This window comes from Endozoicomonas elysicola (assembly GCF_000710775.1).
In the GTDB taxonomy this organism is placed as follows: Bacteria; Pseudomonadota; Gammaproteobacteria; order Pseudomonadales; family Endozoicomonadaceae; genus Endozoicomonas; species Endozoicomonas elysicola.
The window spans coordinates 335426-360946 of sequence record NZ_JOJP01000001.1 but is presented as its reverse complement, the minus strand read 5'-3'; the positions used below and the strand labels follow the sequence as shown (position 1 = coordinate 360946).

Below are 25521 nucleotides of genomic sequence, written 5' to 3'. Positions count from 1 at the left end.
CCTTTCTCTTAGAAAATAAAGGAGGGAAAGATAGTTGAGTTGTAGTTAGCGAAGTATGTCAGAAGCAAAAGTCTGGAAGCAGCGAATGACAATGCGAAGTGATGACTGGTCTGGATTTGCCAATCGCAGGTCTGGTCGTGTAGATCACCGTAAATACATGTGGCTTCAACAGCCACCAGTACATCGTGTTATTGTTGCTCAGTTGGCTGTCTCTGCAGTGCTGACTCTGGCACTGTCTCCCCTGGGGTTCACTTTTGCGCTGTCATCCCTGTTGGGTGGGCTTTGTTGCTCGCTGCCCAATGCGTACTTTATATGGAGAGCGTTCCGTTATCGTGGGGCGCGTTCAGCAAAATTGATTGTCAGCTCATTCTATCGTGGGGAAGCAGGCAAGCTGGTATTAACGACAGCCGGTTTTATTCTGGTTTTTACCTTGGTTAAACCGTTGGAGCCATTGGCGCTGTTTGGGGCCTTTATTGCAGTTCAGGCGGTAAATTGGTTTGCACCGTTGCTGGTGGGTCGTCGGAAGAAGGGCAAGCCAGCATAGGGTTTATAAAAACGGTCCGTTCATGACTGTTTTTGGCTGAAAAGTGTTTAAGTGGAAAAGCTGCTTCGTGTTTACAGTTTGATTTTAGATCAAAAGTTGAAAACTCAGGCAGCTTTGATATTGAAAATGTAATGGATGGTTTACAGGATTAGCCATGGCAAATACTGCTACTGAATACATACAGCACCACTTGCAGAATTTGACGTATGGTCAGCTGCCTGCTGGTTTTGAGCGTGTTGATGCTTATGGGCATCCACAGGGTGTTCTGACTGAGCCAACCTGGACTTTTGCTCTGACACCTGCTGAAGCTAAAGAAATGGGCTTCTGGGCAATCCATGTAGACAGCATGCTCTGGTCTGTATTTCTTGGATTTGTATTCGTTCTTTTGTTTCGCTTTGTTGCCAAGAATGCAACTTCAGGTGTACCGGGTAAGCTGCAAAATGCAGTTGAGTCGATCGTAGAATTTGTCGACACCAGTGTCCGTGAATCTTTTCACGGTAAAAACCCGATGATTGCCCCTTTGGCCCTGACAATTTTTGTCTGGATTTTCTTCATGAACCTCATGGATCTTATTCCAGTGGACTGGATTCCCGGCTTGGCAACGCTGGCAGGTATTCCATACATGAAGATCGTGCCATCAACTGATCCAAACATCACCATGTCGATGTCGATCAGTGTCTTCTTTTTAATGCTTTTCTTCTGGATTAAGGTCAAGGGAGTGTCTGGTCTGTTTTCCGACTTGGCCCTGCACCCATTCTCCAGTAAGAATCCGGTAGCCAAGGTTATTCTGATACCCGTAAACCTGCTGCTGGAAACGGTATCCCTGTTAGCCAAGCCAGTTTCTCTGGGGCTTCGACTTTTCGGCAATATGTATGCCGGTGAACTGATATTTATCCTGATTGCCATGATTGGTTGGGCTCAGCTGCCACTGCATTTTGGCTGGGCTGTTCTCCACATTCTGGTTATTACCCTTCAGGCATACATCTTCATGACACTGACCATTGTTTATCTGAGCAGTGTCCATGAAGAACACTGAGTGAATGAAAGGTGACAGGATGGCATTTTCTGCTTTCATGCAGGTGTGCTGTCCTCTGGATAAATTAACTTTAACTAACCACTAAATCTCACAACACACGACCTGTAAAGTCGGGAGGAAATATGGAACTGGTAGTTGGTCTGACAGTAATCAGTGTTGCAATCATGCTGGGTGTAGCTGCACTGGCAACTGGTATTGGCTTTGCCCTGCTGGGTGGTAAATTTCTGGAAGGGGTTGCCCGTCAGCCAGAAACTGCGCCTATGCTGCAAACCAAAATGTTCATCGTTGCAGGTCTGCTTGACGCGATCCCAATGATTGCCGTAGGTATTGCTCTGTTCTTCACCTTTGCTAACCCATTTGTTGGACTGCTCTAAGCAAAGACGTTAATGCCCGACCAAGTGCCAAGTAGGTGCCGAGTGCTTTGATGAGAAGCTGAAAGCTACGGGCTAACGTTTTAAAAGCATTAGCCCGTAGTCGTGAAGGTACTTAAGGCCAGGCTCTGAGAAGAGCCAACGACATTAACTGAAAGAGGTGTTGGCGTGAATTTAAATGCAACTCTGATCGGCCAATCCATCGCTTTTATGTTCTTTGTGTGGTTCTGCATGAAATATGTGTGGCCACCTCTGACCAAAGCGCTGAGTGATCGACAGCAAAAAATAGCCGATGGTCTGGCTGCTGCAGATAAAGCAGAAAAAGATCTGGCTCAGGCCAATGACAACGTTGCTGAACTTCTGAAAGAAGCAAGAGTAGAAGCTCAGGGTATCATTGAGCTGGCTAACAAGCGCGCAAACCAGATTGTTGATGAAGCCAAAGAACATGCCCGAGCTGAAGGTGATCGCCTGAAGGCCGCTGCAGCTGCTGAAATTGAGCAGGATGCTAACCGGGCTCGTGAAGCATTGCGTACGCAGGTGGCAAGCCTTGCTATTGCAGGTGCCGAGCGTATTTTGGGTGAGCGCCTGGATGAAGCAGCCAATAGTAAGCTGGTCGATGATCTGGCGGCTGAACTTTAAGAGGGCTGGAGACCATGGAATTAACCACATGTGCCCGTCCTTACGCCAAAGCGGCATTTGAATATGCCCGTGATGCATCACGTTTGAGCGAATGGTCTGACATGCTGTCTCTCTGTGCCAGCGTGACAGCGTACCAGAAAGTGGTTGATCTGCTGGGAAATCCGCAACTGAGCGGGGTTCAACAGGCAGATGCCATTATAGGACTTTGTCAGGGTGACCTGGATAAGCCGTTTGAAAACTACCTTCGGGTGTTGTCAGAACATCGTCGTCTGCAACTTCTGCCTGAAATTGCTGTTCTTTATGCCCAGCTGAGAGCGGAAGAAGAACGCTCACAGCAAGTGCAGGTGACTTCAGCATATCCATTGAGTCAGGATCAGCAGGACAAACTGGCAGCAAAAATGGCGGCTAGACTGGGACGTTCTGTGCATCTGGTAACAGAAATTGACAGTAGCATTTTAGGTGGCGTTATCGTCAAAGCGGGGGATCTGGTCATAGATGGCAGTCTCCGTGCCCGGCTGAGCAAGCTGGCCGATGCGATGATTTCCTGAGTAATCAACTTAATCATGGAGCCGCGGCGCTCATGAGCCCAAAGGTGCAGTTTTTCACTCAGGCTTCTGGCTCAGGTGCCAACAGCAATAGTGCCCAAGGCGGAATAAGCACCCGCATCGGGTTGAGAATCAATAAAACTGTACGTTTGCGGTAAAGTGGGGCAGGTAAGCTATGCAGCAACTGAATCCTTCCGAGATCAGTGACATCATCAAGAGTAGAATCGAACAGCTTGATGTGTCCAGTGAAGCCCAGAATGAGGGCACGATTGTCAGCGTAACTGACGGTATTGTACGTATTCATGGTCTGGCAGATGCCATGTACGGGGAGATGATCAAGTTCCCGGGCAATGTTTACGGCATGGCACTGAACCTTGAGCGTGACTCTGTCGGTGCTGTTGTACTCGGTGACTACGGTGACCTGGCTGAAGGCCAGACCGTCCAGTGCACCGGTCGAATTCTTGAAGTTCCAGTGGGTAATGAACTGCTGGGACGCGTTGTCGATGCCCTGGGTAACCCAATTGATGGCAAAGGCAGCCTTGAAACCAAACAGACTTCTCCTCTGGAAAAAGTAGCGCCTGGCGTTATTGCCCGTCAATCAGTTGATGAGCCTGTTCAGACTGGTTACAAAGCTGTTGACTCAATGGTGCCAATTGGACGTGGTCAGCGTGAGCTGGTCATTGGTGACCGTCAGACTGGTAAGACTGCTTTGGCTATTGATGCCATCATCAACCAGAAAGGCACTGGCGTTAAGTGTGTTTACGTTGCCGTTGGTCAGAAACAGTCAACCATCGCTAACGTGGTTCGTAAGCTGGAAGAACACGGTGCCATGGATCACACCATTGTTGTGGCCGCCGGTGCTGCTGATCCTGCGGCAATGCAGTTTCTCGCACCTTTTGCTGGTTGCTCCATGGGTGAGTACTTCCGTGACCGCGGTGAAGATGCCCTGATCGTATACGATGATCTGACTAAACAGGCTTGGGCTTATCGCCAAATCTCCCTGCTTCTCCGTCGTCCACCGGGCCGTGAAGCTTATCCTGGTGACGTTTTCTACCTGCACTCCCGTCTGCTGGAGCGCGCAGCACGAGTTAACGCGGACTACGTTGAGAAGTTCACCAACGGTGAAGTGAAAGGCAAGACCGGCTCTCTGACCGCACTGCCAATCATTGAAACCCAGGCGGGTGACGTATCGGCATTCGTACCGACCAACGTAATTTCCATTACCGACGGTCAGATCTTCTTGGAAACTGACCTGTTCAACGCCGGTATCCGTCCTGCGATGAACGCTGGTGTATCTGTATCCCGTGTAGGTGGTGCTGCTCAAACCAAGATCATCAAGAAGCTCGGCGGTGGTATCCGTCTGGCGCTTGCTCAGTATCGTGAACTGCAGGCGTTTGCCCAGTTTGCTTCTGACCTGGATGAAGCAACCCGTAAGCAGCTGGAACACGGTCAGCGTGTTACTGAGCTGATGAAGCAGAAGCAGTATGCCCCCATGTCAGTAGCAGAAATGGGTCTGGTTATCTTTGCTGCTGAGAAAGGTTTCCTTGCGGATGTTGCCCTGAACAAGATTGGTGACTTTGAAGCCGCTTTGATCAGCTACGCCAACTCTGAGCACAGTGCCTTGATGGCAACGGTCAATGAGTCTGGTGACTACAACGGCGAGATTGAAGCAGGCCTTAAGGAAGTCATTGAGAAGTTCAAGGCCACCCAGACCTGGTAAGACATATTGTCGGCTTCCCCTATTCGGGAATACCGGCCTACAAATGAAAACAACTTGTAGGTCGGTTCACCTCTGGTGAGCCGACGATCGGCCGGCCAACCGCTGGAGGTGAATGACAGAACATGGCAGGCGCAAAAGAGATACGGACGCAAATTTCGTCCATTAAAAGTACACAGAAAATCACCAGCGCCATGGAAATGGTGGCTGCGAGTAAGATGCGTAAAGCTCAGGAGCGGATGGAAACCAGCCGCCCTTACGCTGAGCGTATCCGCCAGGTGGTAGGACATATCGCCAACGCTAATGCTGAATATGAGCACAGCTTCATGATTGAGCGTGAAGTCAAACGTGTTGGCTTCATTATTGTTTCTACGGATCGTGGTCTCTGTGGTGGCTTGAACATTAACCTGTTCAAGAAGACTGTAGAGAGCATGAAGGCGTGGAGTGATCAGGATGTTGGAATTGAGCTCTGCCTGATTGGCAGTAAGGCTGTTTCCTTTTTCCGCAGTATGGGCGCTGAAAATGCCGTAGCGGCCCTGACTCATATTGGGGACTCACCCAATATTGCAGACCTGATAGGTGGCGTCAAAGTGATGCTGGACAGCTATGAGGAAGGCCGAATCGACCGTTTGTACGTGGTGAACAACCAGTTTGTGAACACCATGACTCAGAAGCCGGAAGTGCAGCAGTTGTTGCCACTGGTACCTGATGATGATGCGTCTCTGAAGAGACCATGGGATTACCTGTATGAGCCCGATGCCAAGCAGCTGCTGGATGGCCTGCTGGTCCGTTATATCGAGTCTCAGGTTTTCCAGGCGGTGGTTGAAAATAATGCCTGTGAGCAAGCGGCTCGAATGGTAGCCATGAAGAGTGCTACCGATAATGCCGGAAACCTGATTGATGACCTGCAGTTGGTGTACAACAAAGCTCGTCAGGCAGCGATCACACAGGAACTGTCTGAAATTGTCAGCGGCGCAGCGGCGGTATAAAAGATTAAAGGGTGAGGAAAGACTATGAGTAGCGGTCGTATCGTACAAATTATCGGCGCCGTCATCGACGTCGAATTTCCCAGGGACAGCGTTCCAAAAGTTTATGACGCATTAAACGTCGATGGTAAAGAACTGGTGTTGGAAGTTCAGCAGCAGCTGGGTGATGGCGTTGTTCGTTCTATTGCCATGGGTTCTACCGAAGGTGTTGCACGTGGTTTGAACGTTGCCAATACCGGTGCACCGATTCAGGTACCGGTAGGCACCAAAACCCTGGGGCGTATCATGGACGTTCTGGGTAACCCGATTGATGAAAAAGGTCCGATTGGTGAAGAAGAGCGCGCCTCTATTCACCGTAAGGCACCAAGCTATGCGGATCAGGCATCCAGTAATGAACTGCTGGAAACCGGTATCAAGGTTATTGACCTGGTTTGCCCATTTGCCAAAGGTGGTAAGGTTGGACTGTTCGGTGGTGCCGGTGTTGGTAAAACTGTAAACATGATGGAGCTGATCCGTAACATCGCGATTGAGCACTCTGGTTACTCGGTATTTGCTGGTGTTGGTGAGCGTACCCGTGAAGGTAACGACTTCTATCACGAGATGACTGACTCCAACGTAATCGATAAGGTATCACTGGTTTACGGTCAGATGAACGAGCCACCTGGAAACCGTCTGCGTGTAGCCCTGACTGGTTTGACCATGGCTGAGAAGTTCCGTGATGAAGGCCGAGACGTACTGCTGTTTATCGATAACATCTATCGTTACACCCTAGCGGGTACTGAAGTATCGGCTCTGTTGGGTCGTATGCCTTCTGCGGTAGGGTATCAGCCAACGCTGGCAGAAGAGATGGGTGTACTGCAAGAACGTATTACTTCTACCAAGACTGGTTCTATCACCTCTATTCAGGCGGTATACGTGCCAGCGGATGACTTGACTGACCCATCCCCTGCGACCACGTTCTCTCACTTGGATGCGACCGTTGTACTGAGTCGTGATATTGCTTCCAAGGGTATCTACCCGGCGATTGACCCATTGGACTCCACATCCCGTCAGCTTGATCCTTTGGTGATTGGTCAGGAGCATTATGATGTGGCCCGTGGCGTTCAGACAGTACTGCAGCGCTATAAAGAACTGAAGGACATCATCGCCATTCTGGGTATGGACGAACTGTCTGAAGAAGACAAGCAGACCGTATCCCGTGCCCGTAAGATTGAGCGATTCCTGTCTCAGCCATTCTTCGTAGCGGAAGTCTTCACTGGCTCTCCAGGTAAGTACGTTCCTTTGAAAGACACCATTCGTGCATTCAAGGGAATTCTGGAAGGTGAGTTTGATGCGCTGCCAGAACAGGCTTTCTATATGGTCGGTTCCATTGACGAAGCGGTTGAAAAAGCCAAGTCTATGTAAAAACTCAGGCACCGGAAATTGTTATTGTATTTCCGGTGTCCGGATCGAGGGGCATCGAAAATTGCTCCTGCATTTTCGATATACCGTCCATCCATGGACATAAGGTGACTCAATATGGCTTTAACCGTAGATTGTGACATCGTTAGTGCCGAGCAGGAAATCTTCAAAGGTCAGGTAGAAATGTTGATTGCTACCGGCTCTCTGGGAGACCTGGGTATTACTCCCGGGCATACACCACTGTTGACTGAACTGAGACCCGGTCCGATCCGTCTGGTTACAGAAGATGGTGGGGAAGAGGTCTTCTACGTTTCCGGTGGTTTCCTGGAAGTGCAGCCAAACCAGATCAAGATTCTGGCGGATACAGCACTGCGCGCAGATGATATGAATGAAGCAGCGGCTGAAGAAGCCAAGCGTCAGGCAGAAAAAGCCCTGGAAAACCAGAGTGGCGAATTCGACTACTCAAGAGCGGCAACCCAGCTGGCCGAAGCTGCTGCCCAGCTCAGAACACTTCAGGCTATTCGCAAGAAACTGGGCAAATAAGTTCAGTTCTCATGCTGTCAGAGAACCCTGCTTTTGCAGGGTTTTTTTGTGCTCAAAAAATCTACAATGGAGAAAAACTAAAAGCATTACTGTACTTTTGATATTGATGATAAATAGTAGATAGTCGATTTGAATTTTATTGGAGCTACTTGAGTCAGCAAAACAATGAGCCAGCTAGCAATAAAAATAGGTTGCTATACCGATCAGCCATCACCCAGCTCCGGTCTTCAGTCCATGACTATGGATCTGAAAACAGGTGCTTTTTCCAACCTGACCACTGACTTGAAAATAACAAACCCATCCTTTGCACTTTTTATGGACAAAGGAGTTTATTGCATTTCAGAAGCGAGTAGTGACCAAGATCCAAAGCTGGTTTTTATAGTAAGTGACATTTGTGAAAAGAGTATAGGGCTATCTGAAATACCGATATTCGGAGGTCACCCCTGCCATGTGGCAATGAGTGATGATGGAGGAATGGTTGCTACTTCGCAGTATACAGGTGGAAGTGTTGATATCTTTGAGCTGTATAGGGACGGCTCAATCAAAAAGCAGCTTAAAACAATTCAGCTCTCTGGCAATAGTGTTCATCCTGTTCGACAGGTTACTGCCCATGCGCATCAGGCAACATTTCTCAGATTGTCATGTGAGTTGGTGGTCGTAGATCTTGGCAGTGATAAAGTTCTGTTTTTTAATTACAACAAAGAGCATTGCTTTTCGGACGACCCATTACATGAATTGAATCTACCTGAAGGCAGTGGACCAAGGCATCTGGTATTTAACCAGAGCGAAACAGTGGCTTATATTGTCTGTGAGCTGTCAGCAAAAATCATTGTTATAGAAAAAGAGTCAGGAGTCTGGAGCATTACTCAGGAAGTTTTTGTACTACCAAATGAGAATGGAGAATTGCCCGCAGCCATAAAGTTATCTCCAGACCAGCGATTTCTATACGTATCCTACCGTACTCAAGCCCAAATCGGCTGCTTTAAAGTTGATGAAAGCTCCAACAGTATTCAGTTCCTGTTCTCAGTTTCATCAGAAGGGGATTTTCCCAGAGACTTTTCGATTACCGCCTGTGGTAAATGGTTGATAGCAGCCAATCAATATACAAATAACATTGTGAGCTTTAGTAGGGATCCTGAAACGGGAAGCCTCATTTATACTGGCTATCAATGTCGTGTTGGGGCGCCAACGTGCATTGGTCTTAGAGAGTAATTTTCGCTATAGTGCGCGCCTTCCACTATTTCGCAACATTCTGGATCTCGAAGTTCTATGCCGTTAAATCAACCCTTATTGCCATCTATGCAATACGATGCCGTTATTATCGGGGCTGGGGCTTCCGGGTTGATGTGTGCACTGACTGCAGGCGATCGTGGTCGCAAGGTGCTGGTGATCGATCATGCTAACAAGATTGGCAAGAAAATTCTGATTTCTGGTGGTGGTCGCTGCAACTACACCAATATGTATGCGGAGCCGGCCAATTATCTCTCTAAGAATCCCCACTTCTGCAAATCGGCTCTATCCCGTTACACTCAGTGGGACTTTCAGGCACTGGTGGATAAGCACAATATTCCCTGGCATGAGAAAACACTGGGTCAGTTATTTTGCAACCAGCAGTCCAGTGACATTGTGGAGATGCTGGTGGAGGAATGCAGAAACTCTGGAGTAGCTGTTCGTTTAAAAGCATCTCTTAGCCACGTGAAATGGTCAGAGATATCTGAATCGTTCTTGCTGGAAACAACATTGGGCAAGATTCACTGCAAATCACTGGTCGTAGCAACCGGTGGATTATCTTTCCCGACCATGGGTGCTTCAGGTCTTGGTTATGAGCTGGCTGAACAGTTTGGACATCACCTGATAGAAAGACAGCCCGGTTTGGTGCCATTCACAATGGACAAACAGTGGCTAGCACACTTTATTGAATTATCCGGTGTGAGTGCTGACGTTATCGTCAGCTGTAATGGCCAAAGTTTTCGTGAAAGCGTACTCTTTACCCACAGGGGGTTAAGTGGTCCAGCCATACTGCAGATCTCTTCATACTGGCGGGCTGGGAATAAGGTCTCTATGAACTGGCTGCCAGGAATATCTATCGAAGAGTGGCTGAATGAACTCAGGGAGTCGAAGCCGAAAGCTGAATTTCGCTCGGTATTATCCGACAAACTAACCCGCCGCCTTGCAACAGCACTGTGTACCTTTGGTGAACTGAAAAAGTTAACACGGAGCGGTAGTAAACCAATCAACCAGTTTTCACCACCCGAGCTGAAACGCCTGGCAGAAAGTCTGGAGTCCTGGATATTTATGCCGGCAGGCACTGAAGGCTATAAAAAAGCCGAAGTTACACTGGGCGGCGTTGCTACTGACAATATTTCATCCAAAACCTTTGAGAGTCAGAACCAGTCAGGACTCTACTTTATTGGTGAAGTGCTGGACGTTACAGGCCACCTTGGTGGGTTCAACTTCCAATGGGCATGGGCTTCCGGTTATTGTTCAGGGCTTTATATCTAGCACATTTACAGCAAGAACCTGAGTATCAATTTAGTCATATCTCTTTTTGAGATATGACTGGTCTTCCAGAAGCGGGTGTTTAGTTCTTTGGTCTATTCTGTTTTTTGTATTTTTTTATGCATTAAGAAGAGATCATATTAATGATGGACGAAATTGCTAGGCCAACAGGGAGTGAGACTGCTAGGTATGTTAAAAATGAACAATTAGCACATGAAAAATTAAAGGCTTATGGGAGATCAGTTGTTCTCTCACCTGTAGAATTTGAAATTTTTCGATTATGTAAAATAAACGTTAAGGAGAATATACCATTCCGCTTAAGAGATGAGTGGTATTCTGGTAACTGGATGAAAAAATGTGAAATTACCGTTCATCCAAATATAATAAGAAGGATCTTTTCACAACATAACCATAGCGTTATTTTCAGAATGCCTCGTGGTGAAGAGATACTTTTATTATGTTGTGGGAATAAACCTGTAGATTTTAGCCTGGATAGCACGGAAAGACATATACACCCAAGAGCATATACGGTAGACCGAAATCCTGGGATGAATCCATGTGCTGTTATGGATTGGCTGAAAGCCGATTCTAGGAGTTTTTTGGATAGACGATTTAGCGTTATTGTTGATGAAGGTTCGTTATATCACATGTGTAAAACCAGTAGGTATAGGCATGCAAAATTAGTTAATTATTTTAAAGCGGCGAGTGAAAAAATAAGAAAGGATGGACTGTTACTAATAACGGGATGTAGTAGAGGCGATTATCAGTACCTTAATTTTCACCCACAATTTGAAAAGTTGGCATTTGTTCAGAGTAGGGAAATACCAGACCGGAAAACTGCTGAATCAATAAAACAATATATATCACTGCCATCACCAGGCTTAGTTGATAATCTTGAGTATCAGGTTTACCAGGGAGTCGCAGTTTTAAAAAAAACTTGACCCAGCAAAGGCCATTTTCAATCTAGGAAAATTTCTATAAAAATTAGATCAGATCGAATCCAAATATCATTTATCAGAAAGATCTTTGGAAATGGCCAAACGATTGTCTGGCCATATTCAGATAGGAAGTGGAGGTATTAAGCACCAACAACTTCAGCAGTCACACGACGGTTCTGCTGACGGCCTTCAACAGTATCGTTACTGGCCACAGGCTCGCTCTCACCCATACCCGCTGCATCTATGCGCTCAGCGTCAATGCCGTGCTTTTCGATCAGCTGTTGACGAATGATATCAGCACGGCGAACAGACAATTGTTCATTGTAAGCCGCTTGTCCACGTGCATCGGTATGGCCTTCAATACGGATGCGAGCTTCTGGATAGCGCTGAAGGAACTCACCCATCTTGGCGATCTGGTCAACGCCTTCCTGATTGATGGCTTCGGAGTCGAATTCAAAGTTTACCAGCAGATCAATGGCCTTCATTGGCTCACAGCCAGTCTGATCAACGGTAATGCCCGCTGCTGTATTTGGACACAGGTCGTCCTTGTCTAGAACGCCGTCCATATCAGCATCAAGAACCGGTGCAGGCTCAACCTTTGCAACTACTTCTTCCTGAACAGGCTCAATCACTGCAACGGGCTCTGCCGCTTTGGCCACGCTGCCAAAGGTCCAGGTCAGGGCAACGTTCGCCATGGCTTCTGTCTGAGCGTAATCCAGAGTACGAACGGCACGCACATCACCACGAATGGCCAGGTTTGGAGTAAATGCTTTTCTCAAACCAAAACCGGCATTCATACGGGTATCGTCGTGTTCTCCATCAACTTTGAGATCAGTTTCCAGCTCGGAAATACCGGCAACAACGTAAGGGGTCAGAGAACCATCCCATGGAGTCAGATCGTAGAATGCGTCCAGGCGAAACTCTTTCAGGTCAGCGTCTCCGCCAGTCTTCTGGTCTGTGGAGTACTGAGAGTAGATACCTTCTACACTGAAACGATCATTCAGACGGTAGCCAATACCGATTTCCGGAGCCAGTTTGTTGTCCAGATCACGGACGCTGTCCAGATCGTGGTAAGCACCACCAATAGTGAATGTCAGCCCTTTATCCACGACCTGTGATGCCATTTCATCGGCAATAACAGAACTGCTGATGGTTGCACCAATTGCGATGGCAATCAGTGAGCGTGCGAAACCTTGCACTTTCATGATGTCTTCTCTGCGTGTGTTTTGTGTTGTGTTTGTGCCTTTAGAGCATATGCGCCAAAGGGCGGAGGAGATTACGTGATTTTTACGCCAGAATGAATACTGTGTATTTATGTATTTGTACTTATGTTCTGGTTTTTCGCCGAGAAATGCTACCTGTGCACTTGATTGAGTGTCAAGGTTGTGTATGTCCGCGGTATAAGTTTCTCAAAGTGGAGATGAAATCAGTATCACTTCGGACAATGATTATTTAAGAAGACAGCCATCGAATCATCCATCGCCTTACTCCATGGTGTTTTAAGCAATGGTGCCTGTATCCCTGTGATCACTGATCGGTATCTGTTACTACGATAACTCATGATGTCTTGATGTTTATGGTGCTCCCACGCCATAAATAGTTCGTTGATGGCTTCAGTGTCCAGAGGGGGATAATCCGTCTGATTGATCAGCTCTCTCACATAGTCCCCCTGAAACCAGATCTTATCTTCATCGGTTTTTAAGGTACTTTCCCGTTCTTGCCATTTGGCGCTGTGTTTTGACATATCCGGGGCAGACGGAAGGTTTATGCGCTGGAGAATAATATCTCTTGCCCACCAGGCCTGAGCATCAAACAGAGTGAAGGTGTAAAACTGGTCCTGCATACCCAGATACATAACGCGGGGATTGTTTTCCAATGCAATGCCCTGATAAAGCCCCGGAGTCCATAGTCGATTAGTGGTCACAAGACGAATATCATCCTGCATGAACGGGAAGTGGTGAAGGTAGCCCGTGCATAGAATAATTGCATCAACGTCTTTACAGGTTCCATCCTTAAAATGCGCGGTATTTCCGGAAATGTTTGTAAGTAGTTGTTTGGTTTCCCAGTTCTCAGGCCAATCAAAGTTCATTGGATTTGTGCGATAGCTGGCGGTGATGGATTTTGCTCCGAACTTCAAGCACTGAGAACCAATATCTTCCGCTGAATAACTACTGCCAATAATGAGAACGGCTTGATCGTTAAACTCCCGGGCATCGCGAAAATCGTGAGCATGTAAAACTCTTCCCGGGAACGTCTCGATACCCTCAAACTCAGGGACATTGGGTGTTGAGAAGTGACCGGTAGCCACAATGATGAAATCGAATAGTTCACGTTTCTGACAGTCATTCACCAGGTCATGAACAATGACAGAAAAGACTTTTTGCTCTTGGTGATATTCGATCCAGCAAGCTGTATGACGAAACTGAATCCAGTTACGAAGCCCAGATTTTTTAGCCCGCCCGAAGATATAGTCAGCCAATACTTCTCTGGGTGGGTAACTGGGAATTGGGCTGCCAAAGTGCTCTTCAAAAGAATAGTCGGCAAACTCCAGGCACTCTTTGGGTCCATTGGACCAGAGGTGGCGATACATTGAGCTGTGAACAGGCTCACCATATTCATCAAGCCCGGTACGCCAGGTAAAGTTCCAAAGGCCACCCCACGTCTTCTGCTTCTCAAAACAGACAATCTCAGGAATATCGGCTCCTTTGTCTTTTGCCGATTTAAAGGCGTGTAATACCGAAATGCCTGATGGACCAGCACCAATTACGGCTACTCGAGTCATGGCTAGTTTCTCCTGATTGCCATCTAAGTCTAGATGGAAAAACAGTTTCCTCTGAGTCCGAATTACTGGTGGCGTAACGACCTAAAATCTGCGGTAATTTTCCCTATATAAAGGCGGATTGGGCTGCTGTAGTTTGAGTAATATGATTCCAATTTTACCCCAGAGATAACAACAGAAATGGCAGGCTACACCGGAATAAAATTGATTGCTGTCGATATGGATGGCACGTTTCTGACTGATAACAAAACGTATAACCGTGAGCGCTTTCTTGAACAGTTCAAGGCCCTGAAGGCTCGGGGGATTCGATTCGTTGTGGCCAGTGGTAACCAGTATTACAAGTTACGATCCTATTTTGAGGATATCGATGCTGGCGATATTGCTTACGTTGCAGAAAATGGCGGCTATGTTCACGATGGTCAGCAGGAGTTGTTTGTCGCGGATATTGCGACCGAAACTCTGGCTCGTGTCTACCCGTTTCTGGAAAGCCTGAAAGCCGTAACTGCTATTATCTGTGGCCGGAACAGCGCCTATGTCTTGAACACTGCTGATCCTGCGGAGGTAGCCAATGCTCGCAATCACTACCAGCGTCTTGAACTGATTCAAAGCTATCAGGATATAAACGACACAGTACTCAAAATCGCCATCAAAATGTCTCCAGCCATACACGATACCGTGTTGGAAGCGGCAAGAGAGAAGCTGGGTGACGTGCTGGTGTCGGTTACCAGTGGCCATGAGTGGATTGATCTGATCATCCCCGGTGTCCATAAGGCCCATGGAATTCATCTGTTGCAGAAACAGTGGGATATTACCGATGATGAAGTGGCGGCCTTTGGTGACAGCGGCAATGATATGGAGATGCTGCAAAAAGCAGGCTTCAGCTTTGCCATGAACAATGCCAGCGACAGCATCCGGCAGGTGGCCCGTTATTCCGCGCCCACAAATAATGATGAAGGGGTTCTGGAAACCATCGACCATATTTTGAGCGGTGCTCTGGACAAGCTGAGCTCCAATAGCCTGTTTGATGGAGTGGCCTGATGAACGACAAGCACATAGGTGAACTGGTTTTAAGTCAGGAACAGATTGCAGTCGGTGCTGAAAACGTCGCAGCCCAGCTGAATGATCAGTTTGCTGGTGATGAGGTTGTGATTATCAGTGTCGTCCCCGGCGGTATACTATTTACCGCCGATCTGGTCAGAAGGCTGACTCTTGACCTGTGTATGGATTATATCTCCTGTCCGCATACTCCGGGCGATAGAAACAATACCTCTGAAATTGTTTACCACCATAACATCAGTGTGGAAGGTAAGCATGTGATACTGGTGGATGATGCGATTGAGTCTGGCGGTACCATGAAACGCATTGTCGAATACATCGCTTCGAGTTTTGGTGTCCTGTCCGTTTCAATTGCTACCCTTCTGGTGAAGCCAGGGCGTGTTGATATACCGGTAAAGCAATATTTTGCTTATGAAATGGAAAACGACGACTTGCTGGTGGGTTATGGTCTGCCATGGCAGGATAGGTATCGGAATATTCCTTTCATTTCAAAGCTGCATAGGTCCTAGCCAGTAGGTATTTTCTATTGCTTGCTAAGTTGGTCACGGTAAGTGTTCAGGAAAAAATCCTTAAACAACACGCATCCCTGGTCCATCTGCTTCAGTTCAGGGTAGTAAAGGTTCAACATCCAGTGGGCGGTCTGGTGATTCGGTAGAAGCTTTACCAGCTGACCACTGCGAACACTGCTTTCAACCACATAGCGTGGTAAATAGGCGATACCCATTCCCATTTTGGCGGCATCAAACAGCAGGTTGGTGTCGCTGACTTCCAGATTATCTGAAATATTAATCAAACGAACCTGACCCTCCTCATTAAAAGCCCACTGACGTGAATGAGTTAAAGAGTCTGCGTACAGACAGGTATGTTCCTGAAGTTGTTCTGGACGGTGTATAGGCTGGCGGGTTTTCAGATAGCCTGCCGAAGCGACCAGTACAAACGGCTCGGTCAGTAAATTTCTTTTAACCAGGGGAAGCGTACGATTTTCCTGAGGCTGGTATGACGTTTCGGCATTAATGATCAGGTCATAGCGGTAGTACTGGCTCAATCCATAGGGGTTGATATCCAGTGAGAAACGAACTTTGCGATATCGACGATTAAAGGCATTAATCACGGGCAACAGCACACTCTGCGCAAAGATCGGCGTACAGCAGATGCGGACCAGCCCCTGAGGCTCATCAATAAAGCTGCCCATTTCCAGAATCAGCGAATGAATGTTATCGCTGATGGGTCCAAATTTTTCAAAAAGGCATTGCCCAGCCGAGGTCAGGGTAACTGATGCGCCACGTCGACAGTAAAGCTTAACGCCCAGTTGCTGTTCCAAATCACTGAGCCATCGTGAGCCAGTGGATATAGAGAGGTTTACTTCCTCAGCAGCAGCAGTAATGGATCCGGTTCTCACCATTCGCACAAAAAAATCCATTTTGCCACTGAGGTTTGGATCGCTGCTTTCTAAAGGGCTGTGGGGTTTTGTTCCTGTTGCCATGGATCATCCTGCTTATCAAGGTGATCGATTGTAGCGGGGCTTTCCAGTAAAGAAGCTAATCCAAATCATGTTCTGTGCATGTTCTTTAATCGTCTTTGCAAATTTGCAAAGTCATGGTTGCAGTTGTGCTGTTCTGCTTTTTTCAAAAACTCGAATAATAGGTTTCAACCAGATTCAGAGGCTCAAACAAGTATTTTCCATCAAGCCTCTTCAACGGATGAGACCATAACGATGCAACTCAAACCCATTATCAGCCCGGAGCAGGCCGTCGAAAAAATCAAACCCAACGATCGAGTCATGATTGGTGGTTTTATGGCCACAGGATCACCTCTGAATGTGATTAACCATCTGGTCGATCTGGGTACCGGAGAGCTGAACATTATCTGTACGGATACCGGTTATGCCGATAAAGGGATCGGACAGTTAATCTCCAGCAAGCAGGCAAAAAGCGTCAAAGCCTCACACATTGGCTTGAACCCGGAAACCGGACGCCAGATGAATACCGGTGAGCTGGAGGTTGAACTGATTCCCCAGGGGACTCTGGCAGAGCGCATTCGCTGCGGCGGTGCGGGCATGGGTGGCTTTCTGACCAAAACCGGTCTGGGAACCATGGTTGAAGAAGATAAGCAGAAGGTCACTGTAGAAGGTGAGGAGTACCTGCTGGAGTTGCCATTAACGGCAGATGTCGCCTTGGTCAAAGCCTCCATTGTGGATAAAGCGGGCAACTGCATTTTCAATAAAACCACCAAAAACTTTAACCCGTTGATGGCGACTGCTGCGAAGCTGGTCATTGTGGAGGCTGAGCAAGTGGTTGAAGTGGGTGACGTGGAAGCCGACCGCTTCACGCTGCCAGGCACCTTTGTTGATTTTATCGTTGCGGTTTGAGGAGTAGAGGACATGGACAAGCAGGCATTACGTAACCGTATCGTTAAACGGGTTGCTGAAGAACTCAAACCGGGCAGTCTGGTTAATCTGGGTATTGGTATGCCCACGCTGGTGGCCAATCACGTCAGCGATGATATGGGCATTCTGTTCCAGTCTGAAAACGGCATGATCGGTATTGGCCGTGATGCCGTGACCGACGACAACCTGGATGTGGATATCACCAATGCGGGTGGTCAGCCGGTCAGCACGGTACCCGAAGTTTCCTATTTCGACAGCAGCCTGTCCTTTGCCATTATTCGTGGTGGTCATGTTGACAGCACGGTGCTGGGCGCATTGGAAGTGGATGCTGAAGGCAATCTGGCGAACTGGATTATTCCCGGAAAAATGGTGCCCGGTATGGGGGGCGCCATGGATCTGGTGACTGGGGCAAAGCAGGTCATTATCGCCATGGAGCATTGCAACAAGAATGGAGAGCCTAAGATCCTTCAGCGTTGCAACCTGCCATTGACGGCAAAAGGTCAGGTCAACCTGATTGTTACTGAAATGGCGGTCATCGAGGTGACTGAAAACGAACTATTGTTAACTGAAATCGCTGTGGATACCACCGTAGAGCAGGTCATCAAAGCCACTGGCGCAGAACTGAAAATTGCCAGCGACCTGAAAACATTCGGAGAGATTGAGTAATGCAAGACCGTCCATTAGAAGAAGTGGTGATTGTCAGTGCTGTTCGTACCCCCATTGGAACGTTCAATGGTGCCCTGGCTTCTGTTACGCCTGCTGAGTTGGGCATCTGTGCAGCAAAGGCCGCTCTGGAGAAAGCCGGTGTTAAGGCTGAAGAGGTACAGGAGCTGATTCTGGGTAATGTACTTGGCGCAGGGCAGGGTATGAACATTGCCCGTCAGGTAGCCCTGGGTGTTGGTATGTCCACAGAGAGTACGGCTTATAACGTCAGCAAGGTCTGCGGTTCTGGCCTGAAAGCGGTTGCCCTTGCCGCTCAGGCCATTGCCTGTGGTGATGTTGAGGTTGCCCTGGCGGGTGGTTCAGAAAATATGAGTCAGTCGCCTTATGTCCTGCCCAAGGCACGCTGGGGTCAGCGAATGGGACATGGCCAGCTTCTGGATACCATGATCAGTGATGGTTTGACCGATGTCTTCAATGACTACCACATGGGGATTACCGCAGAGAACCTGGCAGAGCGTTATCACATCAGCCGTGAAGCACAGGATGAGTATGCAGCCAGAAGTCAGGAACGTGCGCTGGCCGCTCAGGAAGCCAACCGCTTTGCTGAGGAAATCGTGCCGGTTGAGGTGGTGGATAGAAAGCAGACCGTGGTCGTGGATAAAGACGAAGGTCCGAGAAATACGTCAGTAGAAAAACTGGCGCAACTGCGCCCTGCTTTCAGCAAAGATGGCACAGTAACGGCGGGAAATGCTTCCAGTATTAACGATGGCGCTGCCATGTTGCTGCTGATTTCCCGCAGTAAAGCCGAGTCCCTGGGGCTGAAACCTATGGCCGTGATCAAAGCTTCCGCTTCCGCCGGTGTTTCACCGGAAGTGATGGGCTATGGGCCTGTGCCTGCCACAAAGAAAGCATTGTCCAGAGCTGGGCTCACGGTGGCGGATATTGATCTGGTTGAGGCGAATGAAGCGTTTGCGGTTCAAGCGCTGTCTGTGGTTGAAGGTTTGGGACTGGATCCTGATAAAACCAACGTCAACGGTGGTGCGGTCGCCCTGGGTCATCCGATTGGTGCTTCCGGTGCCCGGATTCTGGTCTCTCTGCTTCATGAAATGCAGAAGCGAGATGTCCGTCATGGCCTTGCCACGTTGTGCATTGGTGGTGGTATGGGGATTGCCATGGTGGTGGAACGGGAATAAACCCTCTTTAAACAGCTTGCCATAAATAAAGGTTCTTCTTTTTCCTGAAGAAAGAACCGCTTGAACCACAAAGACCACAGAGCACACAAAGAAAGCTCTTTCTGTACCTTTGTGAACTTTGTGCTCTCTGTGGTTCCAATAAAAAACCAACAATTATTTCAATGTCAGATTTTTCAGGAGCCTTTTCATGGTTGCTCTGACACAAGAGCTGAAACAGCAAAACAGTCTGCTTCAGCGTTTTTCCGGGGGATGTGTAGCGCTGGTGCAAAAGTATCTGCCAGATCCATTTATTTTTGCCGCACTGCTGACACTGTTTGTTTTTCTGATGGCCATGCCGATGAGCAGCCAGGGGCCTATGGCCATGGTGAATGCCTGGGCTGGTGGTTTCTGGGGGTTGCTGGAATTTGCCATGCAGATGGCGCTGGTGGTGGTGACCGGTCACGCAATGGCGTCGGCACCGGTTTTCAAACGCGGTCTTTCTCACATTGCTGGCATGGCAAAAACTCCAACCCAAGCGATTTACCTGGTGAGCTTTATTTCTGCCCTGGCCTGCCTGATCAACTGGGGTTTTGGTCTGGTTATCGGCGCACTGTTTGCCCGGGAACTGGCTGCCCGGGTTAAAAACGTCGATTATCGTTTATTGATTGCTTCCGCCTACAGCGGCTTTCTGTTCTGGCATGGTGGACTGTCCGGCTCTGTACCACTCTCAATTGCTACCGATGGTAATCTGGCAAAAGTCACTCAGGGTGCCATAACCGGGATTATCCCAACATCCCAAACCATGTTTTCGTTCTTTAATCTGGCCATTATTGCTCTGCTGTTACTGGTGATTCCTCTGCTGAACCGGGCAATGCACCCTTCTGCGGATCAGGTATTTGTCATTGATCCCGAGTTATTGAAAGAGGAGCATTCACCAGAAAAGCCAGTTAATGAAATGACTCCAGCTGAGCGCATTGAGAACAGTAAGGTACTTTCATTACTGCTCGGTGTAATGGGGTATGCATTTATTATCGGCTACTTCGTTCGCAATGGTTTTGCCCTGAACCTGAATATCGTGAACTTCGTCTTCCTGTTTACGGCCATTATTCTTCATGGTACCCCCCGTCGCTTGCTGGATGCGGTATTTTCCGGAGCCAGAAACACCGCCGGTATTTTGCTGCAGTTCCCTTTCTATGCCGGCATTATGGGCATGATGACAGCTGCGGGTCCTGAAGGAAGTTCCGTTGCTAGTGTGATTTCTGACTGGTTTGTATCCATCTCCAATGAAACCACATTCCCGCTGTTTACGTTCCTGAGTGCAGGTATCGTGAATTTCTTTGTGCCTTCCGGTGGTGGTCAGTGGGCCGTTCAGGCTCCCATTATGATGCCAGCGGGTCTTGAACTGGGCGTTGATTCCGCCAAGACTGCCATGGCCATCGCCTGGGGGGATGCATGGACCAATATGATCCAGCCATTCTGGGCTCTCCCTGCCCTGGGTATTGCGGGCTTGGGAGCGAAAGATATTATGGGCTACTGCCTTGTCGTTCTGATCGCTTCTGGGGTGATTATTTGCGCGGGCATGACGTTCTTCTGATCAATCACTCGGTATAAAAAAACACCGCCTATCGGCGGTGTTTTACTGTTAAGAAAGCATTTAATGAACGGTTGGCATTGCGGTAGTTTTATTGGTGATTGTCATTTCTGCAGCACCTAAAACCAATGTCTGCATGGACGCCAGCATTTTGCTGGCCACTTCATAGTGGTCAGACTCCCAGAGCTGGTCATTCAGAAACTCTCCGGAATAGAAGCCCTGATAACCGGTACTCTTGATGGCATCAACCCACTCCTGCAGTGGAATATTGCCTTCACCCAGCAGGCATCCCCGCAGCTCTCTTTCATCAACCCAGGGCGAACCTTCTTCTGGACGAAGTCCATCGGAAAGATGGACGTTATAAATCAGTTCAACTGGCAGCTGTGCCATCTCATCAGGGGTTGCGCCACGACAGGCCCAGAAGTGCCACGTGTCCAGAACAAAACCGAAGTTATCGCAGCTGACCGCATCGTGAAGCCGCAGGTAGTCATCCAGTTTGGCAATGGGTGTCCAGGCAGCACCTTCATACTGGAAGCGAATGCCGTACTGCTGACCAATGTCGGCTATTTCACGGATATTACGAGCCGTGATCTGAATATTGTCTTCGACGGACAGACCATTAAGTGCTTCAAAGGCATTTAACTGAATGGTCGGGGCACCGATGGTGCTGGCGAACTGACAGAGGGTTTCAACTTCTTGAAATACCTTTTGCTGTGTAGCGCGATCGCTGGCTTCTACAGAGCCGACAATATCAATGGCTGTTGGCTTGATATGCGCCTTGTCCAGAAGGTGCTTGAGGTGTTCTGCGGTTAAACCGGCATTGATATAGCGCCAGAGTTTTTCCGTGTGAATTTCAAGGCCTTCATATCCGGTTTCTTTTGCCAGGCGAATATCGCTGACAATGTTATTGTGCAGAGAGCACATTCCGTGTAACGCAAAAGGCATAACTAACTTCCGCTAAAAAGGATAATAAGCGTTTTTATAAAATGGGTTTAACGGCTTTCCCGTTCCTGCGGTTCCCCGTGGGAACGAGAAAAGTAATGTATAAAAAACTGCCGTATGATCTTTTGTCCAAAGTCACGTTACCCCTTAATTACCAAAGCGTTGAGACGGCCTTTTGAGATAATTAAGGGGTGTTCAAAACGTGCGGCTATTTCATCGTGGGCATTGAGAAAACAGACTGTGATGGATCATGGTCATTCCAGCGACTGGTCACCATCTTCATACGGGTATAGAAGCGGACACCGTCTGGGCCATGCATGTGCAGAGGACCAAACAGAGAGCGTTTCCAGCCGCCAAAACTGTGGAACGCCATCGGTACCGGGACGGGTACGTTAATACCGACCATGCCCACCTGAATGTGCTGGGCAAATTCTCTGGCGGCCTTGCCATCACGGGTAAAGAGCGCCGTGCCATTACCATACTCATGGTTATTGATCAGATCCACCGCATCTTTGAAGCTTTCTACACGACAAATGCTCAGTACCGGGCCAAAGATTTCTTCCTTATAAATAGTCATGTTCGGTGTGACATGATCAAACAGTGTGCCACCGATAAAGAAGCCTTTCTCATGACCAGGAATGGTCAGACCACGACCATCGATCAACAACCTAGCCCCTTCCGCAACGCCCTGGTCGATATAGCCTTTCACCTTATTCAGATGCTGCTCGCTGATCAGAGCCCCCATCTCGTTTTCCTGGCCGTCAACGATACCGGGACCAACACGCAGTGCTTCTACCTTAGGCTTCAGAACCTCCAGCAGGCGTTCAGCGGTTCCTTCACCCACCGGAACGGCTACCGATACTGCCATGCAACGCTCACCAGCAGCACCATAGGCTGCACCCATTAACGCATTGGCAGCGGCTTCCATATCGGCATCCGGCATAATGACCATATGGTTCTTGGCACCACCCAGTGCCTGCACCCGCTTGCCATGCTGGCAGCCACGGTTGTAGATGTATTCGGCCACCGGTGTTGAACCGACAAAGCTGACGGCTTCGACATCCGGGTGGGTCAGCAGGACATCAACGGCGTCCCGGTCACCGTTCACAATGTTAAAGACACCTTTGGGCAAACCTGCCTCGGTAAGCAGTTCAGCCATGCGCATCATGGCACCTGGCACCTTTTCAGAAGGCTTCAGGACAAAGGTGTTACCGGTAGCCAGTGCAACCGGAAACATCCACATAGGCACCATGGCCGGGAAATTGAAAGGAACAACACCGGCGCAAACCCCCAGTGGCATCATCTGTGACCAGCTGTCGACACCACCACCCACATTCATTGAGTGCTCACCTTTGACTAGATGTGGAATGCCACAGGCAAATTCGACCACTTCAAGGCCACGAACCATCTCACCTTTGGCATCGGAGAGAATCTTGCCGTGTTCACGGGATATCAGTGTTGCCAGTTCATCAATATTGGCTTCAATCAATTCTTTAAAGCGGAACATAATGCGTGCCCGCTTCAGAGGACTGGTCAGTGACCAGGCAGGAAATGCGGCTTTGGCTGCTGCAATGGCTTGAGTAGTTTCTTCAGCCGTTGCCAGACTGACGACATGTGTCTGTTCGCCAGTGGCTGGGTTAAAAACAGGGCTGGTACGGCCTGAGCCGCTGGCCAGGAACTCACCGTTGATATAGTTGCCGATGATTGTCATTCGTATTTCCTTCATGTTCAAAATTATTAAAAGGTCAGCACTAGTCAGGCTTGATAGCTGCGTTCCTGCCAGAACTGAATCAATCGGATGTAGTTGTTCGTTACCTGGTGAACCAGTTCATCATCGGTAATTTCACCCGCAAGCCATGCCTTTGAAGGTTGACCAAAAATAGTGCGGCCAACCATGAAGCCTTTACAGACACTGATACCTGCCGCGGCGTTAAATCCTTTTTTGAGTTCTTCTTCAGGGGCGTCCAGGCCAAGAAGAATGACGCCGCGACAGTGCGGTGCTTTTTCATGAAGCAGGGACTCAATAGCCAGCCAGGCGCTGCGGGAGGGGGAGGGAACTTTCCACCAGTCTGGGCGAACGCCAATGTCATAGAAACGTTCCATGGAACGAACCAGAGTCTGATCATCCGTTGCGGAGCCTTTGGGTGGAATCAGCTCCAACAGGAACTCATGACCACTGGCCAGACAGGCGTTGTACACCGATTGAACCTGATGTTCCTGATCCAGTCTCAGCGTTTCCTCGTCATCCGGATGGTAGAAGCAGAGACACTTCACCACGTGTTCAGAAGGCCATGTAGTTAAACGGCTGGCAACACTGGCTGTCGAGTGGTTACCGTGCTCAAAGCGCAGAGGGCGGGAACCCGGCAGCTCTACAGGGCGGCCAATCCACCACCCCTTGCCGGTAATGTCATTCAGCGTATCCTGACCATAGGTATCATCACAGAGAATACCGGCTTTACCCTCCAGGCCCATTTCACGGGCACCCTGTCGGGCGGCCTCCAGAATCAGGCGCTTAAGTGGCTTGATACGTGCCCGTTCAACACCAGCCTGATCACACATCTCTTCCAGTTGAAGACGATGGTCAAATGCCAGCACATTGAGTTCAGGCCATTGCACATCCCGACAGGTCACCCGATGGAGATAATTCAGATGTTCATCCAGGTCTGGGCGGAGAATTTCTTGCTCTCTGGCCAGGTAGTAATCCAATTCTTCAACCGATGGCATGGCCGGTGCACAACCGTGTCGGGATACCACCAGAGCGCCACAGGCATTGGCGTAACGGAGGCATTGCTCCCAGGGCTCTTCACGGACAAAACCCCGTAATAGGCCCGACATAAAGGCATCGCCGGCACCCAGTACATTCAGCACTTCAATTCGGACGCCCTGGCCATTAATACCACCATTCAGGTCTTCTGGTATTTCACCGGTGTACACCGATGCACCCAACGCTCCCCGTTTAAGGACAATGGTTGCCTTGCTGAGCTCACGCACTTTCCTGAGGGCGGCCAGTGTATCTGTGGTGCCACCGGCAATATGAAGTTCTTCTTCGGTACCCACGATCAGGTCAAACAGTGGAACGATACTTTGCAGATGCTCCGTCACCTTATCATTGGCAACAAACCGGTTTTCACCTTCGGCCTTGCCGGTGAGTCCCCAGAGTACGGGGCGATAATCGATATCCAGTGAAGTGCGGGTACCATTTTTCCTGGCAAACTCGATTGCTTTACGACAGGCGGCATTTGTTGTGGGTGTGGAAAAATGGGTGCCGGTGATATGGAGCACTTTGGCACGGGCAATAGCGTCTTCCTGAATATCGGCATCACACAGCGCCATATCGGCACAGTTTTCACGATAGAAAATCAGGGGAAAAGTATCCTGGTCTTCAATGCCCAGTACAACGAGTGCAGTCAGTCGTTCGGTATCGGTCATCAGGTGATCGGTTGAACAGCCAACCCGACCCAGCTCTTCTTTGAGGAATCGCCCCATATGGTCATTGCCAACCCTGGCCAGCATGGCAGAGTTCAACCCCTGGCGGGCAGTACCATAAGCGACATTGCCTGATGATCCCCCAAGGTATTTGGCCATGGAAGTCACATCTTCCAGGCGGCTGCCAATTTGCTGGGCATAGAAGTCAACAGCGATACGGCCTATGCAGATGACATCCAGCGTTTTGCTCATGATTCTGGTACTCCCATTTTCTGAGGGACTGTTTT

General features: G+C 48.8%; 24 protein-coding genes. 18 read left to right on the top strand and 6 right to left on the bottom strand.

Features of this window, described 5'->3' with window-relative positions; translation table 11 throughout:
• The first annotated feature begins 85 nt into the window (after window positions 1-85).
• From GV64_RS01570 to GV64_RS01515, 12 genes are all read left to right on the top strand, one after another.
• Entirely contained in the window at window positions 86-544 is a 459-nt protein-coding gene (locus GV64_RS01570; RefSeq protein ID WP_236632909.1) for a F0F1 ATP synthase subunit I, read from the top strand.
• 154 nt (window positions 545-698) lie between these two features.
• Window positions 699-1580 (top strand): F0F1 ATP synthase subunit A, encoded by an 882-nt coding sequence (gene atpB / locus GV64_RS01565; protein ID WP_020581949.1) that lies wholly within the window; start codon window positions 699-701, stop codon window positions 1578-1580.
• Between the two features lie 122 nt (window positions 1581-1702).
• Window positions 1703-1954, top strand: coding sequence for a F0F1 ATP synthase subunit C (atpE, locus tag GV64_RS01560; RefSeq protein ID WP_020581950.1), 252 nt, complete (start codon window positions 1703-1705; stop codon window positions 1952-1954).
• A 165-nt stretch (window positions 1955-2119) separates the two neighbouring features.
• Window positions 2120-2590: a F0F1 ATP synthase subunit B gene (locus tag GV64_RS01555; protein WP_020581951.1), complete on the top strand. Its 471-nt coding sequence runs from the start codon at window positions 2120-2122 to the stop codon at window positions 2588-2590.
• A gap of 14 nt (window positions 2591-2604) precedes the next feature.
• Window positions 2605-3138 carry a F0F1 ATP synthase subunit delta gene (locus GV64_RS01550; protein ID WP_020581952.1) on the top strand — a complete coding sequence of 178 codons (534 nt, stop codon included), beginning with the start codon at window positions 2605-2607 and terminating at the stop codon, window positions 3136-3138.
• 172 nt (window positions 3139-3310) lie between these two features.
• Entirely contained in the window at window positions 3311-4855 is a 1545-nt protein-coding gene (gene atpA / locus GV64_RS01545; RefSeq protein ID WP_020581953.1) for a F0F1 ATP synthase subunit alpha, read from the top strand.
• Between the two features lie 122 nt (window positions 4856-4977).
• A complete protein-coding gene (gene atpG / locus GV64_RS01540) occupies window positions 4978-5841 on the top strand; it encodes a F0F1 ATP synthase subunit gamma (protein WP_020581954.1) in 864 nt (287 codons plus the stop codon).
• A 24-nt stretch (window positions 5842-5865) separates the two neighbouring features.
• Complete coding sequence (gene atpD / locus GV64_RS01535) at window positions 5866-7242, top strand: F0F1 ATP synthase subunit beta (protein ID WP_020581955.1); 1377 nt, start codon at window positions 5866-5868, stop codon at window positions 7240-7242.
• Between the two features lie 114 nt (window positions 7243-7356).
• Entirely contained in the window at window positions 7357-7782 is a 426-nt protein-coding gene (locus GV64_RS01530; RefSeq protein ID WP_020581956.1) for a F0F1 ATP synthase subunit epsilon, read from the top strand.
• Window positions 7783-7947: 165 nt separating this feature from the next.
• Entirely contained in the window at window positions 7948-8994 is a 1047-nt protein-coding gene (locus GV64_RS01525; protein ID WP_020581957.1) for a lactonase family protein, read from the top strand.
• 57 nt (window positions 8995-9051) lie between these two features.
• Window positions 9052-10284 (top strand): BaiN/RdsA family NAD(P)/FAD-dependent oxidoreductase, encoded by a 1233-nt coding sequence (locus GV64_RS01520; RefSeq protein ID WP_236632907.1) that lies wholly within the window; start codon window positions 9052-9054, stop codon window positions 10282-10284.
• 140 nt (window positions 10285-10424) lie between these two features.
• Window positions 10425-11222, top strand: coding sequence for a hypothetical protein (locus tag GV64_RS01515; RefSeq protein ID WP_020581959.1), 798 nt, complete (start codon window positions 10425-10427; stop codon window positions 11220-11222).
• A 137-nt stretch (window positions 11223-11359) separates the two neighbouring features.
• Here the strand turns inward: GV64_RS01515 and GV64_RS23515 are convergent, their stop codons facing one another.
• Both GV64_RS23515 and GV64_RS01505 read right to left on the bottom strand, forming a co-directional pair.
• Window positions 11360-12424: an OmpA family protein gene (locus tag GV64_RS23515; protein WP_020581960.1), complete on the bottom strand. Its 1065-nt coding sequence runs from the start codon at window positions 12422-12424 to the stop codon at window positions 11360-11362.
• Window positions 12425-12651: 227 nt separating this feature from the next.
• Window positions 12652-14001, bottom strand: a complete 1350-nt coding sequence (locus GV64_RS01505; RefSeq protein ID WP_020581961.1) for an NAD(P)-binding domain-containing protein — start codon at window positions 13999-14001, stop codon at window positions 12652-12654.
• A gap of 177 nt (window positions 14002-14178) precedes the next feature.
• Between GV64_RS01505 and GV64_RS01500 the strand changes: the two genes are divergently transcribed.
• Entirely contained in the window at window positions 14179-15036 is an 858-nt protein-coding gene (locus GV64_RS01500; protein ID WP_020581962.1) for a Cof-type HAD-IIB family hydrolase, read from the top strand.
• The gene (locus GV64_RS01495) at window positions 15036-15563 is read left to right on the top strand and encodes a phosphoribosyltransferase (protein ID WP_020581963.1); all 528 of its coding nucleotides are present in this window, start codon (window positions 15036-15038) and stop codon (window positions 15561-15563) included. The genes GV64_RS01500 and GV64_RS01495 overlap by 1 nt, the downstream gene beginning before the upstream one ends.
• A gap of 14 nt (window positions 15564-15577) precedes the next feature.
• Here the strand turns inward: GV64_RS01495 and GV64_RS01490 are convergent, their stop codons facing one another.
• Entirely contained in the window at window positions 15578-16537 is a 960-nt protein-coding gene (locus tag GV64_RS01490; protein ID WP_020581964.1) for a LysR family transcriptional regulator, read from the bottom strand.
• 231 nt (window positions 16538-16768) lie between these two features.
• Between GV64_RS01490 and GV64_RS01485 the strand changes: the two genes are divergently transcribed.
• From GV64_RS01485 to GV64_RS01470, 4 genes are all read left to right on the top strand, one after another.
• The gene (locus tag GV64_RS01485) at window positions 16769-17422 is read left to right on the top strand and encodes a CoA transferase subunit A (protein ID WP_020581965.1); all 654 of its coding nucleotides are present in this window, start codon (window positions 16769-16771) and stop codon (window positions 17420-17422) included.
• Window positions 17423-17434: 12 nt separating this feature from the next.
• A complete protein-coding gene (locus GV64_RS01480; RefSeq protein WP_020581966.1) occupies window positions 17435-18106 on the top strand; it encodes a 3-oxoacid CoA-transferase subunit B in 672 nt (223 codons plus the stop codon).
• On the top strand, window positions 18106-19296 hold the full coding sequence (locus tag GV64_RS01475) for an acetyl-CoA C-acetyltransferase (protein ID WP_020581967.1): 1191 nt from the start codon (window positions 18106-18108) through the stop codon (window positions 19294-19296). Before GV64_RS01480 ends, GV64_RS01475 begins: the two co-directional genes overlap by 1 nt.
• A 187-nt stretch (window positions 19297-19483) precedes the next feature.
• On the top strand, window positions 19484-20869 hold the full coding sequence (locus GV64_RS01470; RefSeq protein WP_034843912.1) for a short-chain fatty acid transporter: 1386 nt from the start codon (window positions 19484-19486) through the stop codon (window positions 20867-20869).
• A gap of 60 nt (window positions 20870-20929) precedes the next feature.
• Here GV64_RS01470 and GV64_RS01465 read toward each other — a convergent pair whose 3' ends face one another.
• The 3 genes from GV64_RS01465 to GV64_RS01455 form a co-directional block, all read right to left on the bottom strand.
• Window positions 20930-21811 carry a sugar phosphate isomerase/epimerase family protein gene (locus GV64_RS01465; protein ID WP_020581969.1) on the bottom strand — a complete coding sequence of 294 codons (882 nt, stop codon included), beginning with the start codon at window positions 21809-21811 and terminating at the stop codon, window positions 20930-20932.
• A 205-nt stretch (window positions 21812-22016) separates the two neighbouring features.
• Entirely contained in the window at window positions 22017-23519 is a 1503-nt protein-coding gene (locus GV64_RS01460; RefSeq protein WP_020581970.1) for a CoA-acylating methylmalonate-semialdehyde dehydrogenase, read from the bottom strand.
• A gap of 44 nt (window positions 23520-23563) precedes the next feature.
• The gene (locus GV64_RS01455; protein ID WP_020581971.1) at window positions 23564-25486 is read right to left on the bottom strand and encodes a bifunctional 5-dehydro-2-deoxygluconokinase/5-dehydro-2-deoxyphosphogluconate aldolase; all 1923 of its coding nucleotides are present in this window, start codon (window positions 25484-25486) and stop codon (window positions 23564-23566) included.
• Between the last annotated feature and the right edge of the window lie 35 nt (window positions 25487-25521).